The 14,796-nt window shown below is 67.7% G+C and carries 15 protein-coding genes; 9 read left to right on the top strand and 6 right to left on the bottom strand.

Annotation, left to right across the window (positions count from 1 at the left end):
• The first annotated feature begins 20 nt into the window (after positions 1-20).
• The 3 genes from QTI51_RS26560 to QTI51_RS26570 all read left to right on the top strand — a co-directional run bounded on the left by QTI51_RS26560 (position 21) and on the right by QTI51_RS26570 (position 2,950).
• Positions 21-1,007: a TRAP transporter substrate-binding protein gene (locus tag QTI51_RS26560; protein ID WP_286516707.1), complete on the top strand. Its 987-nt coding sequence runs from the start codon at positions 21-23 to the stop codon at positions 1,005-1,007.
• A gap of 127 nt (positions 1,008-1,134) precedes the next feature.
• Positions 1,135-1,647 carry a TRAP transporter small permease gene (locus QTI51_RS26565; RefSeq protein ID WP_286516709.1) on the top strand — a complete coding sequence of 171 codons (513 nt, stop codon included), beginning with the start codon at positions 1,135-1,137 and terminating at the stop codon, positions 1,645-1,647.
• A 10-nt stretch (positions 1,648-1,657) separates the two neighbouring features.
• Positions 1,658-2,950, top strand: a complete 1,293-nt coding sequence (locus QTI51_RS26570) for a TRAP transporter large permease (RefSeq protein WP_286516711.1) — start codon at positions 1,658-1,660, stop codon at positions 2,948-2,950.
• Positions 2,951-3,039: 89 nt separating this feature from the next.
• Here the strand turns inward: QTI51_RS26570 and QTI51_RS26575 are convergent, their stop codons facing one another.
• Entirely contained in the window at positions 3,040-3,558 is a 519-nt protein-coding gene (locus tag QTI51_RS26575; RefSeq protein ID WP_286516712.1) for a hypothetical protein, read from the bottom strand.
• A 105-nt stretch (positions 3,559-3,663) separates the two neighbouring features.
• Complete coding sequence (locus tag QTI51_RS26580; RefSeq protein WP_286516713.1) at positions 3,664-4,443, bottom strand: AraC family transcriptional regulator; 780 nt, start codon at positions 4,441-4,443, stop codon at positions 3,664-3,666.
• Positions 4,444-4,535: 92 nt separating this feature from the next.
• On the opposite strand from QTI51_RS26580, the gene QTI51_RS26585 reads away from it, so the two are divergent.
• Entirely contained in the window at positions 4,536-5,723 is a 1,188-nt protein-coding gene (locus tag QTI51_RS26585; protein ID WP_286516714.1) for an MFS transporter, read from the top strand.
• A gap of 52 nt (positions 5,724-5,775) precedes the next feature.
• Here the strand turns inward: QTI51_RS26585 and QTI51_RS26590 are convergent, their stop codons facing one another.
• From QTI51_RS26590 to metC, 3 genes are read right to left on the bottom strand one after another with little or no spacing between them, the layout of a single operon-like run.
• On the bottom strand, positions 5,776-6,546 hold the full coding sequence (locus QTI51_RS26590) for an amino acid ABC transporter ATP-binding protein (protein WP_286516716.1): 771 nt from the start codon (positions 6,544-6,546) through the stop codon (positions 5,776-5,778).
• On the bottom strand, positions 6,543-7,193 hold the full coding sequence (locus QTI51_RS26595; protein WP_286516717.1) for an amino acid ABC transporter permease: 651 nt from the start codon (positions 7,191-7,193) through the stop codon (positions 6,543-6,545). The genes QTI51_RS26590 and QTI51_RS26595 overlap by 4 nt, the downstream gene beginning before the upstream one ends.
• A 10-nt stretch (positions 7,194-7,203) precedes the next feature.
• Positions 7,204-8,361, bottom strand: a complete 1,158-nt coding sequence (gene metC, locus QTI51_RS26600; protein ID WP_286516718.1) for a cystathionine beta-lyase — start codon at positions 8,359-8,361, stop codon at positions 7,204-7,206.
• 109 nt (positions 8,362-8,470) lie between these two features.
• On the opposite strand from metC, the gene QTI51_RS26605 reads away from it, so the two are divergent.
• The 4 genes from QTI51_RS26605 to QTI51_RS26620 all read left to right on the top strand — a co-directional run bounded on the left by QTI51_RS26605 (position 8,471) and on the right by QTI51_RS26620 (position 12,223).
• Complete coding sequence (locus QTI51_RS26605; protein WP_286516720.1) at positions 8,471-9,424, top strand: LysR substrate-binding domain-containing protein; 954 nt, start codon at positions 8,471-8,473, stop codon at positions 9,422-9,424.
• Positions 9,425-9,546: 122 nt separating this feature from the next.
• Complete coding sequence (locus QTI51_RS26610; RefSeq protein WP_286516722.1) at positions 9,547-10,383, top strand: transporter substrate-binding domain-containing protein; 837 nt, start codon at positions 9,547-9,549, stop codon at positions 10,381-10,383.
• Positions 10,380-11,213 carry a transporter substrate-binding domain-containing protein gene (locus QTI51_RS26615; protein WP_286516724.1) on the top strand — a complete coding sequence of 278 codons (834 nt, stop codon included), beginning with the start codon at positions 10,380-10,382 and terminating at the stop codon, positions 11,211-11,213. The genes QTI51_RS26610 and QTI51_RS26615 overlap by 4 nt, the downstream gene beginning before the upstream one ends.
• On the top strand, positions 11,210-12,223 hold the full coding sequence (locus tag QTI51_RS26620; protein ID WP_286516726.1) for a succinylglutamate desuccinylase/aspartoacylase family protein: 1,014 nt from the start codon (positions 11,210-11,212) through the stop codon (positions 12,221-12,223). Before QTI51_RS26615 ends, QTI51_RS26620 begins: the two co-directional genes overlap by 4 nt.
• Before the next feature lie 50 nt (positions 12,224-12,273).
• Here the strand turns inward: QTI51_RS26620 and QTI51_RS26625 are convergent, their stop codons facing one another.
• The gene (locus QTI51_RS26625; RefSeq protein ID WP_286516826.1) at positions 12,274-13,197 is read right to left on the bottom strand and encodes a LysR family transcriptional regulator; all 924 of its coding nucleotides are present in this window, start codon (positions 13,195-13,197) and stop codon (positions 12,274-12,276) included.
• Between the two features lie 148 nt (positions 13,198-13,345).
• Here QTI51_RS26625 and QTI51_RS26630 point away from each other — a divergent pair, with 148 nt between their 5' ends.
• Positions 13,346-14,776, top strand: a complete 1,431-nt coding sequence (locus tag QTI51_RS26630) for an MFS transporter (RefSeq protein ID WP_286516728.1) — start codon at positions 13,346-13,348, stop codon at positions 14,774-14,776.
• Positions 14,777-14,796 lie beyond the last annotated feature (20 nt).

Below are 14,796 nucleotides of genomic sequence, written 5' to 3' on the forward strand. Positions count from 1 at the left end.
GACCAAAACCCGGAGACACCATGAAACTCGGCCACACCGCCGCCGCCTGCCTTTCGCTCGCCCTGGGCGCCACGCTCGGCGCTTCCGCCTTCGCCCAGGCCCCGACCGTCCTGAAGATCGGCTACGCGACCTCCAAGGAGTCGCACTACGGCGTGGGCTCCACGGTGTTCTGCGACGAGATCGAAAAGGGCACGCAAGGCCGCTTCAAGTGCCAGCACTTCGCCAACTCGGCGCTGGGCGGCGAGCGCGAGCAGATCGAGGCCATCCAGCTGGGCACGCAGGACCTGGTGAACACCTCGACCGGCCCGGTGGGCAACTTCGTGCCCGAGGTCAAGATCGTGGACATTCCGTTCCTGTTCCGCGACTACGACCATGCGCGCAAGGTGATGGACGGCCCGATCGGGCAGGACATCCTGACCAAGTTCCCGAGCAAGGGGATCATCGCGCTGGCCTGGACCGAAAACGGCTTTCGCCACATGACGAACAGCAAGCGCGACATCGTCAAGCCGACCGACGCGGCCGGCCTGAAGATGCGCACCATGGAGAACAGGGTGCACATGGACGGCTACCGCACCTTCGGCATCCTGCCCACGCCCATGGCCTTCCCCGAGCTGTTCGGCGCGCTGCAGCAAGGCACGGTCGACGGCCAGGAGAACCCGATTCCGGTGATCCTGGCGTCGAAGTTCTCGCAGGTGCAAAAGCACCTCTCGCTCACCGGCCACGTGTACTCGCCGGCGCTGCTGCTGCTGTCGCCCAAGGTGTGGAACAAGCTCTCGGACGCCGACAAGAAGGTGTTCACCGAAGCCGCGAAGAAGGCCGCCATCGCCCAGCGCAAGAAGGTGAACGACGACGAGAACAACGGCATCGCGCAGCTCGAGAAAGACGGCATGAAGGTCACGCGCACGGTCGACGGCGCCGCCTTCCGCGACGCGCTGAAGCCCGCCTACGTGAGCTACGCGAAGGAGTTCGGCGCGGACAACATCAAGAAGATCACGGACGTCAAGTAAGCCGAGTTCACGGCATCACGGCCATACGGCTACACGCACCGCTTGACCCCGCGCCCGGCACGCCTCAGTGCGCCGGGCGCTTCGCTTTTTCGCCCGCCTCCCCCGACCGAACCCCGAGACTCTTACCGTGCAAGCCTTCGAGCGCTACTTTCTCGCCGCCAACCGCTGGGCGCTGATTCTTTTGCTGGCCGCCATGTCGGTCATCATCTTCACCAACGTCGTGCTGCGCTACACCACGAGCCAGTCGCTCGAATGGGCCGAAGAGGTGTCGCGCCACATGATGATCTGGCTCACCTTCCTGGGCGCCGGGCCGGTGCTGCGCTACGGCGGCCACATCGCCGTGGAGAACCTGCAGGACGCCCTGCCGCACGCGGGCGCCGTCGCGGTGCGCGCCTTTGTCGCCGCGCTGCTGTTCGCCTTCTTCGGCTTCATGGTGTGGTACGGGTGGCTGTACATGCAGCGCACCATGTTCCAGCTGACGGCCGTCACGCAGATTCCGTTCGCCTACATCTACAGCGCCATGCTCATCGGCGGCGTGCTGCTGATCGTGCACTGGGCGCTGGTGGTGCGCGGCTACGTGCTGCGGCGCGAGTTCGCCTCCGACGACCACTTCGACGCCAACGCGTCGGCGTCGCTGTAAGGAGCCGACCATGGACGCCAGCATTGTTCTGATCGTTTCCGCCTGCGTGTTCCTGGCCATCGGCGTGCCCGTGGCCTTCGCGCTGGGCCTGTCGACCGCCGCCACGCTGATCCTCGCGGAGAACTACCCGCTGATGGTGCTGCTGAAGGAAACCTTCACCGGCATCGACAGCTTTCCGCTGATGGCGGTGCCCTTCTTCATCCTGGCCGCCGAGCTGATGAGCGGCGGCTCGCTCACCGAGGTGCTGCTGCGCTTCGCGGGCCAGTTCGTGGGCCACCGGCGCGGCGGGCTGGGCTACACCAACGTGGTTTCGCTGACCTTCTTCTCGGGCATCTCGGGCTCGGCGCTGGCCGACGCGGCGGGGCCGGGGTCGATGCTCATCAAGATGATGGACAAGGCCGGCTACGACCGCTCGTACGCGGCGGCGCTCACCGCGTCGACGGCCATCGTGGGGCCGATCATTCCGCCGTCGATCATCATGATCATCTACGCGCTGCAGGACGAGACGGTGTCGGTCGGCCAGCTGTTCGTGGCCGGCATCCTGCCGGGCATCCTGATTGCGGTGGCGATGTGCATCGTGAACTTCTACGTGTCGAAGAAGCGCAACTACAAGGGCGAAGGCCGCACGCCGCCGCTGCGCGACATCCTCATTACCACGTGGAAGGCGATTCCCGCGATATTGCTGCCGGTGGTCATCCTGGGCGGCATGCGCGCGGGCTGGTTCACACCGACCGAGGCGTCGGTGGTGGCTGTGTTCTATGCGCTGGTGTGCGGCAAGTTCGTGTACCGCACGCTGGAGTGGAAGGCGCTGCCCGACATTCTTTCGCGCTCGGCGCTGCTGTCGGCCTCGGTGCTGATCATCATCGGCCTGTCGGCGTCGTTCGCGTGGGTGCTCACCATCGAGGGCATTCCGCAGCAGATGGCCGAGTGGCTGGTGAGCATGAACCTGTCGCCGTGGATGTTCCTGATCATCGTCAACGTGTTCCTGCTGCTGTTCGGCATCTTCATCGAGCCGCTGCCGGGCGTGATGGTGCTCGCGCCCATCCTCGCACCGGTGGCCATGAAGCTGGGCGTGGACCCGGTGCACTTCGCGATGATCGTCATCTTCAACCTCACGCTGGGCATGATCACGCCGCCCGTGGGCGGGCTGCTGTTCGTGACCTGCAACGTGTCGAAGGTGCCGATGTCGGCGCTGGTGAAGGAGCTGGTGCCGTTCCTGTGGGCGCACGGCGCGGTGCTGCTGATACTGACCTTCGTGCCGGCGCTGAGCACCTGGATGCCGCGCGCGCTCGGGTTCAAGTAGCGCAAGAGCCGCGGGCGCCGGGCCTTCAAAGGCTGGCGCCGGCCCCTTGCGCCCATTGCGCCCCTTTCACCACGGCCCTTCGCGCCGGGTCAGAGAATCGCCGTGAGCAGCGCCCGCAGTTCTTCGTGCAGCTTGCTGGCGGACACGTAGGCGAACACGCCCTCGCCCTGCGCCGCCTCCACGGGCTGCGTTTCTTCCTTGGACTTGCGGGTCAGCACCGCCTGGCGGCGGCCGAGGTCGGCCTCGACCTGGATGTAGCCGTCGTAGGTGTACGCATGGCCTTCCGAGCCGATGCAGAAGCGGCACCGCGGGTTGGCCTGCACGACCTGGGTGCCCTGGGTGCCCTGAATGTCCTGGCCCGCCGGGAGCGCGTCGCCGCTGTCGCGCGTATGCTCGCGCTCGATGAAGCTCGCCATGCCCTTGCCCGCGAGAAAGCCCTTGAACTCCAGGAAGGTGGGGAGCACGACCGCATCGACGTGCTCCTCGAACCGCTGGCGAAATTCGGCGAGCTCCTGGCGCGCCCGGTCGGCCTCGGATTGCTGCTGCCGCCTGCGCCGCTGCGCGTGCGCGAACAGCGCCTCGAGCGCCTGCTTGTCCTGATCTCTCATGTCGTCCTCTGATTCATCTTTGCGACGCGTCGACGCCCCCTGCATCCGGCCTTTGTCGCGCTGCCGAATTGTCGCGCCTTGCGGGCGCTCACGCAGATCGCGTGCTCAATCGTGCCGGTGCAGGTACTGGCTGGGCGGCACACCCAGCGCGCGGCGGAACATCGCGGTGAAGGCGCTCGGGCTCTCGTAGCCGTGGGCCAGCGCCACTTCCAGAATCGACGCGCCCGCGGCCAGCCTGGGCAAGCTCAGCAACAGCCGCGCCTGCCGGCACCAGGCGCCGAAGTTCATGCCCGTCTCGCGCTGGAACAGCCGCGCCAGCGTGCGCGTGTTCATGTGCAGGCGCAGCGCCCAGTCGTCCAGCGAAGCAGGCAGCGACGGGTCGCGCACCAGCTGCTCGCACAGCGCGGCCAGGCGCGCGTGGCGCGGCATGGGCACGTGCAGCGACAACGCCGGCGCCAGCTCGATCTCGTCGAGGATCAACTCCATCACCCGCTCGTCGCGCCCGCCCGGCGCGTAGTCCAGCGGCAGCGACGCGGCGGTGACGATCAACGCGCGCAGCAGCTCGCCCACATGGATCACGCGGCATTCGCCACCCAGGTCCGCGCGCGTGCCGGGCTCCACGAACACGGTGCGCATCTGCACCTCGCCGGCCATGCGGATCTGATGCGCCATGCCGGCCGGCACCCACACGCCGCGCCCCGGCGGCACCACCCAGCTGCCGGCCACGGCGCTCACGAGCATCACACCCGCAATGGCATGAATGAGCTGCCCGCGCCGGTGCGTGTGCAAAGGAATGAAGGCATCGCCCGCCGGGTCGGTCGCGAGCACGGCGACGGTGCGCGGTGTTTGCTCGCCTTCTTCCGGGCGCAGATTCAATTTGTCCATTTCTCGACGATAGATGCTGATTCGTAGCGAGAACATCTTCGCCGCGCTTTTTACGATGGCTTTTTTCAATGGACACACAGAAAGCGATTCGCATGAACAAGCGCCGACTCGGGCTGCTCACCGGCACCCATGCCGTCAACGACCTCTACCAGGGCCTGGTGCCGGCCCTGTTGCCTTTCATGGTGCTGGAGCGCGGCTACAGCTACACGGCCGTGAGCGGGCTGATGCTGGCGGCCACCGGTCTGTCGAGCGTGGTGCAGCCGCTGTTCGGCCTGTACGCCGATCGCCACCCGCGCAGCTGGCTGGTGCCCACCGGCTTCCTGGTGGCGGCGCTGGGCGTGGTGCTGGCGGGGCTGAGCCACAGCTACCTGCTGACCTGGGTCGCCATTGCCCTGTGCGGGCTGGGCATCGCGGCGTACCACCCGCCGGCCACTGTGGCGGCGCGCGCGGCCGGCGGCGCCTCGCAGAAGGCGATGAGCGTGTTCTCGGTGGGCGGCACCATCGGCGCTTCGTTTGCGCCGGTGCTGGCGGCCACGGTGGTGGGCGGCGGCGGCCTCGCGCGCAGCTATTTGCTGGGCCTGCCGGCGCTGGCGATGGGCGTGGTGTGGGTGCTGGTGAACGCGGGGCGCGGCAGCGCATCCGCCGCCACGGCGGCCGCGGCGCGCAAGGCCGGAGGCGAGGTGCTGAAGCCGCACAACGACTGGCGCGCCTTCGGCTGGCTGGTGGCGACCATCGTGGGCTGGTCGATTCCGTACGTGACGGTGCTGTCGATGCTGTCGCTGCGCATCACGCGCGACCTGCACGGCACCAGCTTCCAGGGCGCCGCGGCGCTCACCGGCTTCACCGCCGCGGGCGCGGTGGGCGTGCTGCTGGGCGGCTGGCTCGGCGACCGCATCGGGCGCATGGGCACCATCCGCGCGGGCTACCTGCTCGCCCTGCCCGCGCTCGCGGGCCTGGTGCTCGCACCATCTGCCGGCTGGGCGCTGGTTTGCACCGCGTTGCTGGGCATGAGCATGTTCCTGCCCTTCGCGGCGCAGGTGACGCTGGCGCAGGACTACCTGCCGCGCAACCCGGCCACGGCCAGCGGCATCACGCTGGGGCTGGCGCTGTCGGTGGGCGGGCTGGTGTCGCCGCTGTTCGGCATGCTGTCGGATGCGCGTGGACTGGGCGTGACCTTCACGGCGGTGCTGTGCGTGCTGGGGGTGGCGACGGGGCTGGCGCTGAGGCTGCGCAATCGGGCGGTGCAGGTGGTGGTGGGTGCGCAGGGGGCGGCGGCCTGACGGGCATGGCAGCGGCCATGTGAAGTGCGTCCAGTCCCGGCTCAGTTCCGGTTCAGTCTCGTATAAGCCCCAGGAAATCCTTCGCACGCTGGCTCGCTGCCGGCCCGAAGAAGTGATCGGGCGACGCATCTTCCACGATCACGCCGCCTTCCATGAACACGATGCGGTCGGCGACGTCTTTCGCAAAGCGCGTCTCGTGCGTCACGACCAGCATCGTCATGCCCTTGTCGGCCAGGTCGCGCATCACCTTGAGCACTTCGCCGCGCAGTTCGGGGTCCAGCGCGGAGGTGGGCTCGTCGAAAAGAATGACCTCGGGGTTCATGGCGAGCGCGCGCGCGATGGCCACGCGCTGCTTCTGGCCACCCGAGAGCCGGCCCGGGTATTCGTCGGCCTTCTCCAGCAGGCCCACCTGCGCCAGCAGCTCTCGCCCGCGCGGCAACGCGGCGGACTTGCGAATGCCCTGCACCGACACCATGCCCTCGATCACGTTCTGCACGGCCGTCATGTGCGCGAACAGGTTGAACGACTGGAACACCATGGCGGTCTTCTTGCGGATCTCGCGCATCCTGCGGCGCGTGTCGCTCGAAGGCTTCGGCCCCGCATCGGCGATCTCAATGCCGCACATGCGGATGGTGCCGCGGTCGGGCATCTCCAGGAAATTGAGCGAACGGATCAGCGTGGTCTTGCCCGAGCCCGACGGGCCCATGATGACCACGACCTCGCCTCGCGCGACCGTGAGGTCGATCTGCCGCAGCACGTGGTTCTCGCCGAAGCTCTTGGCCAAGCCCTGCACCTGCACGGGAGGAATATGGGATTCGGTCATGCGTAGCGCTTCGAGAGGTGGCTTTCGAGCCAGGTCTGCAGGATGGTGAGCACCTGGTTGATGAACCAGTAGATGGCACCGACGATAAGAAACATCTCCATGTAGCGGAACGTAGTGGCACCTATCTGTTCGGCCACGCGGGTGAGCTCCACCACCGTGACAGTCGATGCGAGCGACGTGTCCTTCATCAGCCCGATGAGCCGGCTTCCCACCGGCGGCAGGGCGATGCGAAAGGCCTGCGGCAGCACGACGCGCAGCAGCGTCTTCCAATACCCCATGCCCATGGCCCAGGCAGCCTCCCACTGGCCCTTGTCGACGGCCATGATCCCGGAGCGAAAGTTCTCGCTCAGGTAGGCCGCGGCGAACAGGCTCAGCGCGAGCAGCGCGGACGGAATGGGCGCGATGACGATGCCGTAGCTCGGCAGTCCGAAGTAGATCAGCAGGATCTGTATCAGGAGCGGCGTGCCGCGAAAGACCGACACGTACGAAAAGGCGAACCAGCGCAGAGGTCGAAACGGCGAGATTCGCGCCAGCGCCACCAACAGCCCCAGCACGCTGCCGAAGAAGAACGCCGAGAACCCCAGGCCGAGCGTGACCAGCACCGCCTTCTCGAGCAAGGGCAGCGCCCTCAGGAACAGATCGAGCATCGTGGTCTCCTCAGCGCGCCGCCAGCAACGCGCTGTAGCCCGCCAGCCCGGCCTTCAGGTCGGCGATGAGGTCGTCGGCAGCTTCCAGCCCGATCGACAGGCGGATCACCGGCTGGTCGGTGGCGGGGAACACGCGCTCGGCCTGCAATGCGGCGGGGTAGTAGGCCGCCAGGCTGTGCACGCCGCCCCAGCTCGCGCCGATGACGAACTGCTTGAGCGAATCGAAGAAGCCGTGAAAGGCGCGCTCAGGCCCCGGCTTGAGCACCAGGGAAAAGAGGCAACCGTTGGTGTGGAAGTCGCGCTTCCACAGCCCGTGGCCGGGGTCCGATTCGAGCGGCGGGTACAGCAGGCGCTCAACCTCGGGTTGATCGGCCAGCCACCGCGCCACGCGCAGCGTGGAAGCGCTTTGCGCTTCGAGTCGCAGCTTGAAGGTCTCCAGGCCGCGCAGCACCAGGAAGCAGTCGTCGGGGCTCACCTGCTGGCCGAGGATGCTCTGCGTTTCGCGCAGCACTTCGTAGTGCGCATGGTCGTTCATGCTGATGCTGCCCATCAGCAGGTCTGAATGGCCGCCGAAGAACTTGGTGGCGGCCTCGATGCTGAAGTCCACGCCATGCGCCAGCGGCCTGAAGCCGAGCGGGCTGGCCCAGGTGTTGTCCATCATCGTGAGCACGCCGCGGCGGCGCGCCACCGCCGCGATAGCGGGCGTGTCCTGCATCTCCATGGTCACGGTGCCGGGCGACTCCATGCAGATCATGCGGGTGTTCGGCCGGATCAGCGATTCGATCTCCGCACCGATGGCCGGCGGATAGAACTCCACCTCGACGTTCATCCCCGCGAGCCACTTCTGCGCGAAGGTCTTGAGCGCGCCGTAGCACGCCGCAGACACCAGCAGGTGGTCGCCGCCGCGCACGAAGCCCATCACGGTGGTCATCAGCGCGGACTGCCCCGACGGGGTGACAACGCAGTGCCGCCCGCCCTCGAGCGCGGCAATCTTCTTCTCGAGCCCCCGCGCGGTCGGCGTGCCGGTAATGCCGTAGCTGAAGCCGTCGGGCTGGCGGCTCTTGCGCTGGACGAAGTCGTCGAAGGTCTTGAAGACGACCGTCGACGCGCGCATCACGGGCGGCGACAGGCTCTCGAACGGGTCATTAGTTGCGGCAATTGATTGCATTTATGCTATTCGTCCAGGTTAGATGGTCGTGGCGATGCGATGAAGTATTTGTCAACCGTCCTATCAACTCAACAGCCCGGATTACTCGCTCGATAAGCGGAGGTTATGGATGGAAAAACGCGACATCGAGGTCTTTCGCGCCGTGATGCGTGCCGGCACCACCAGCCAGGCGGCCAACCTGCTGGGCGTTTCGCAGCCGGCGGTCAGCCAGTCGCTGCGCAAGTTCGAACTGGCCTGCGAGTTGCGCCTGTTCGAGCGGGTGCGCGGGCGCCTGGTGCCGACGCAGGAGGCGGTGGCGCTGATGGTCGAGGTCGACCGCTATTTCACGGGTCTCGAAATGATCGAGCACCGCATTCGCAGCCTCAAGTCTTTCGGCCTCGGGCGCCTGGCCATCGGCTCGCTGCCTGCGCTGGGCACCGGCTTCATGCCGCGGGCCATTGCCGCGTTCGGGCTCGGGCAGCGACAGATCCAGCTGTCGTTCCAGGTGATGAGCTCGCGCGAGGTGTACCAGCAGGTGTCCGCCGGCCAGCTCGATTTCGGCCTGATGGCCGAGGAGCTGTCGGTCACCGGGCTCGAGCACTCCCCCTTCGCGGCCGTGTACGGCGTGATCGTCATGAACGCGCAGCACCCGCTGGCGCGTAAGAAGATCCTCGACGCGAACGACCTGGCAAGCCACCCGTTCATCGCGCTCAATCCGGAAGACGTCGGACGACGAGCGCTCGACGAAGCGCTGGCCGCCGAGGGCAGGAGCTTGCGGCCGGTGATCGAGACGCCGTACTCCAACTCGGTGTGCGAGTTCGCGCTGCAAGGCGTCGGCATGGGCATGGCCCACCCGGTGATGGCGCTCGACTATGTCGCGCGCGGACTGCTGCTCAAGCCCATGACCTTCGACATTCCTTCGACGTCGCTGCTCGTCTTCAGGCCGGGCGTGCCGCTGTCCGACAACGCGAAGGATCTGCTGCGCGTCATGCGCATCCAGCTCGACGCCGACCTCAAGCGCGTGCGGGAGGCCGTGGGTGGCGCGGTCGTCTCGATTCCGAGGAAGGCACCCAAACGGGGATAGTGGCTTCCCTGATTGGTGCATAAGCTGCGCTTATTGAGTAACTACCGGCGCCGGATTGTGGCAAGGCCATGACGCGCGACAAGATCGCGCTCATTCATCGACCTCCAACCAGCCCAAGCGCCATGAACCGAGTTTCTTCCAGACGCCACCTGATCTGCAGCCTGTTCGCCGTGTCGGCCTTCGGCGCACTGCTTGCGCCCACGGCCTCCGCGCAGCAGGCCGACCTTCTTGCGAACGCGCGCGCCAGCGGCGTGATTCGCGTGGCCAACACGCAGGCCAGCCCGCCGTGGAGCATGCTCGACGACAAGAACCAGCCGGCAGGCTACGACGTCGAGGTGGCCAGGGAAGTGGCCAAGCGCATCGGCGTCGCCAGGGTGGAGTTCGTTGCCGATCTCTTCAAGAACTTCGTCGAGGGATTGAAGGCCGGCAAGTACGAACTCGTGATGAACGACCTGACGCCCACGCCCGAGCGAGAGAAGCAGGTCGACTTCAGCGTCGCCTACGGCCTGGAAGACTTTCGCATCTTTGTGCGCACGTCCAACAACGACATCAAGGACCGCCCCGACCTCAAGGGCAAGCGCGTTGGCGTCACCGCGGGCACCAGCAACGAATCCTGGTCGCGTGCCAATCTGCCAGGCTCGGAGATCGTGACCTACGACAACGGCGGGCTGGTGTTCAACGACATCGCCATCGGCCGCATCGACGCACTCATCAGCTCCCACTTCGGCGGCATGCGCTACGCGAGCGTGAACAAGCTGCCGATCAAGGAGGTCGGCCCGATCCTGACGTACCAGCTCTCGGCCGCGGCGATGCCGAAGAACCAGCCCGCGCTTCGCGAAGCGGTGAGCAAGGCGATCCGGGAGATGCGTGCAGACGGCACGATCGACAGGCTCTCGAACCGGCTGCTCGGCGTGAGCTACCAGATGTCGGCGCAGATCGCGAAAGAGGAAAAGCAATGAGCCCGGCCCGACGCATCTTCGGCCTCGCTCCGCTTGTGCTGCTTGCACTGGCAGCGGGCGGCAGCACCCTCGCCTCGGCCCAGGCCGATGACTCGCTGGCACGGCTGCAGAAGAAGGGCGTGGTGCTCGTCGCGAACACGCAGGAGAGCCCGCCGTGGAGCTACGTGGGCGCCGACAACCAGCCCGCCGGTTACGACGTGGCCGTGGCGCGCGAGATTTTCCGGCGGCTGGGCGTGGCCAAGGTCGAGTTCGTCGCGGACAAGTTCAAGCACTTCATCGACGGCGTGAACACGAAGAAGTACGACGCGGTCGTCAACAGCCTGGCGCGCACCGAGGAGCGCGCGAAGGTGGTCGACTTCACCGTGCCCTACACGGTGCAGGACTTTCGCATCTGGGTGCACGCGAAGAACACCGACATCGCGGACCCCGCAACCCTGAAGGACAAGAAGGTCGGCGTGAGCGCTGGCACCACGAACGAGATGTGGGCGCGACGCAGCCTGCCGGCCTCGGACATCAAGGCGTACGACGGCGGCGGCTTCGTGTTCAACGACCTCGTCAACGGGCGCATCGACGCCATCGTCGATTCCTACTTCAACGGCTACAAGATGAAGACGGTGAACAACCTGCCGATCAAGTCGGTCGGCGAACCGGTCGTGTATTCGCTGGGCGCCGCGGTTGTTCCCAAGAATTCGCCCGCGCTGCTCGAAGCGATGAACAAGGCCATCAACGACATGGTGGCCGACGGCACGCTGCAGAAGCTCGCGAACGAGCATGTCGCGCCGGGCTACGACATGGTCGGCAACATGAAGAAAGGCACGGCCTGGAAATGAGCGCTCCCAACCCCATTCGCTGCGACATCGATCTCGATGCCGAGGGCAAGCACATCGGCTTCTTGCGGCTGCCGCATTCGGTGCACCGCTCGGCCTACGGCTGGCTGCCGATTCCCATCGCCTCGATCCGCCGCGGCGAGGGCCCCGTGGTGGTCGTGAGCGCGGGCACGCACGGCGACGAGTACGAAGGGCAGATCATCGTGTCGCGGCTCATCCGCGAGATCGACGCGCACATGGTGCAGGGCCAGCTGATCCTGCTGCCGATGGCGAACGCGCCGGCGGCCGAGGCGGGGCTTCGCACCTCGCCGCTCGACGATGGCAACCTCAACCGGCTGTACCCCGGCGACCCGCAGGGAACACCCTCGCAGGTCATCGCGCACTACATCGAGCACACGCTGCTCGCGCGGGCGCAGTACATGATCGACCTGCACTCGGGCGGCTCGTCGCTGCTGTACCACGGCGCCAACATGATGGGCCTGGAGCCGCGCGATGCCGAAGAAGAAACGCGCGTCACCGGCCTGCTCAATGCCTTCGGCTTGCCACGGGCCTTCCTGTACCAGCCGAACCCGGTCAACGTGACGGCGGCAGCGAGGCGCCAGGGCGCGATCTGCCTCCTGACCGAACTCGGTGGCGGCGGCGCGGTGGACGCATCGCTGGTCGCGCAAGGCAGGCAGGGCCTGCTCCACCTGCTGGGCTTCATTGGCGTGCTGCAGGGCGCCATCGTGCCGCCGAGCCCGCCGGCCGTGCCGCGGCTCATGCACATCGACCGCGCGCTGCACTATGTCTATGCCATGGACGAGGGCGTCCATGAGCCGCTCGTCGAGCTGGGTGCGGTCGTGAGAAAGGGCCAGGCTGCCGCCCTGGTGCATTTCCCGGCGAGCCCGAAGCGCGAGCCGGAGACGGTGTACTTTCCCGGCGACGGGGAGGTCATCTGCAAGCGCGCGATCGCAATGGTGCGGCGGGGAGATTGCATCTTCCAGCTTGCGAGCGAACGTCGCGCGCGAGTCTGAACCGGCGGGCGGAGCCAGGGGCGCCGGTCGCGGCGGTTACTCGAACGAAGTCACGCCCTCGCTTGCTCGTTCAGCGGCCGGCAAACCTCCAGCACCAGCCCCCGCAGCCACCGGTGCGCGGGATCCCGGTCCAGCCGCGGATGCCACATCTGCGACACGGTGATCTGCTCCGTGGCCACGGGCAGCGCAAACGCGCGCAGCGTGCCCTGCGAGCGCAGGTGTTCGAAGTAGGAGGACGGTATCAACGCGACCAGGTCGGTCGCCGCCGCGATCGACAAGGCGGTGCCGAAGCTGGGCACCACGGCCGCGGTGTTGCGCACCAGGCCCATCGCCGCGAGCGCATCGTCCACCGGTCCCCCGTTGCGGCCACTGCGTGAGGTGACCACGTGGTCGCAGGCGGCGTAGCGCTCGGCACTCACGCCAGGCTCTTCGAGCAGGGGATGGCCCTGGCGCACGACGCCGACGAAGCGGTCGCGAAAGAGCATCTGCACGCGCACCTCCGGCCCCGACTCGCCGAGCACGCCGATGTCCAGGTCGAGCAGCCCTTCGCGCAGCGGGCGAACGTCCTTGTCGGGCTTGGGCGCGAAGCGCAGGCGTACACCGGGCGCTTCGCTCGCGGCGCGCGCCACCAGGCGGTGCGCGAAGGCTTCGATGAAGCCGTCGTTGGCCCGTACCGTGAACAACTGCTGGAGCGCGCGCGGGTCAATGCGCGCGTCGCCGGGCTGGAGCACCGCGCGCGACGCCTGCAGCAGGTCTCCCACGCGCTCGCGCAGCGCGAGCGCGTGCGGCGTCAGCACCATGGCCCGGCCCGCGCGCACGAGCAGCTCGTCGCCGGTGGCGTCCCGCAACCGCGCGAGCGACCGGCTCATCGCCGATTCGCTCAGGCCCAGGCGCTCGGCGGCTTTCGCGACGCTGCCCTCGGCAAGAAGCGCGTTCAACGCAAACAGCAGGTTCAGGTCGGCTTCCGTCGGCATGCCCGAACCTAGCACGGCCGCGCAGGTTTCGACAGGCGCCGCATGCAGGAACACGTTGCGCGCCACGCGCTGTGCAAGCCCGGGGCCCAGTCCTAAGCTGGACTCGCGCCATAGAGCGTGCTCCTTCCAGCCTTCCAGGACTCCCATCATGCTGACATCCACGCTTCAACCTGACCCTTCTCCCCCCATCACCCGGACCACCCCGAACGGCACGAACGCGGTGCACGACGCCGACGGCCTGCCGTTGCCGCGACGCTTCGCGGCCGTCGCCGCGATCCTGGGCGCGGGCGTGCTGGTGGTGCTCGACGGCGCCATCGCCAACATCGCGCTGCCCAGCATCGCCCGGCAGTTGCAAGCAGCGCCCGCCGATGCGGTCTGGATCGTCACCGCTTACCAGCTGGCGGTGGTCATGTTCCTGTTGCCTGCTTCCGCGGTCGGCGAGCGGTTCGGGTATCGGCGCGTGTTCGCGGGCGGCGTCACGCTGTTCACCGCGGCGTCGGTGTTGTGCGCGTTGTCGCCTTCGCTGCCGTGGCTCGTGGCCGCGCGATGCCTGCAGGGCCTGGGCAGCGCGGCGGTGATGCCGCTCGGGCTGGCGTTGTTGCGCTTCACCTACCCGCGCCGGCTGCTCGCACGCTCCATCGCCTGGAACGCGCTCGCCGTCGCGGCCGCTTCGGCGGCGGGGCCCACGCTGGGCGCCTTCATCCTCTCCGCGACAAGCTGGCCGTGGCTCTTCGCGGTGAACCTGCCCATCGGCCTGCTCGTGCTCGCGGCCTGCGCGGGCTTGCCCGGCCCGACGCTCGCGCCGCGCACGGCGCGCCCCATCGATGCATGGAGCATCGCGCTCAACGCGGGCATGTTCGCAGCCTTCGTGCTCGGAGCCGACCGGGTCGTGGCGCACCCGTTGCAGGGCGGCGCGTTGCTCGCGGGGTCGGTGGCCAGCCTGGTGTTGCTGGTCCGGCGAGAGCTGCCGAAGGCGGCGCCGTTGATCCCGCTCGACCTGCTGCGCGTGCATTCGTTCCGCATCTCGATCATTGCCTCGGTGTGCTGCTTCACCGGCCAGATGGCCGCCCTTGTGGCGCTGCCGTTCTACATCCAGCACGAGCTCGGGCAAAGCGCCGTGATGGCCGGCCTCCTGATGACGCCCTGGCCCCTGGCGGTGATGCTGGCCGCGCCGCTGTCGGCGCGCCTGGCCCAGCGCCTGCCGAGCGCCTGGCTTTGCGCGGCCGGCGGCGCCTGCTTCGCCGCCGGCCTGGCCCTGTGCGCGCTGTGGCCGCTGCACGGCGACTCCGCCCTGCCGACCGCCTTGTTCACCAGCCTCGCCGGCCTGGGCTTCGGCTTCTTCCAGACGCCGAACAACCAGAACATGCTGCTCTCCGCGCCCAGGGAGCGCAGCGGCGCGGCCGGTGGCGCGCAAGGCACCGCGCGGCTCACCGGGTTGACGCTGGGCAGCCTGCTGATGAGCCTGATGTTCGGGCTGCTGCCTTCGCACAGCGCGGTGCACTGGGGGCTGGCGACAGCGGCGGTGGCAGCGTTGGCGGGGAGCGTGGCGAGCCTGCTCAGGCGTGCTGTTTTGGAATAAGGTGCGTCACACTCAAAGTC

Source organism: Variovorax sp. J22G73 (assembly GCF_030317035.1).
In the GTDB taxonomy this organism is placed as follows: Bacteria; Pseudomonadota; Gammaproteobacteria; order Burkholderiales; family Burkholderiaceae_C; genus Variovorax.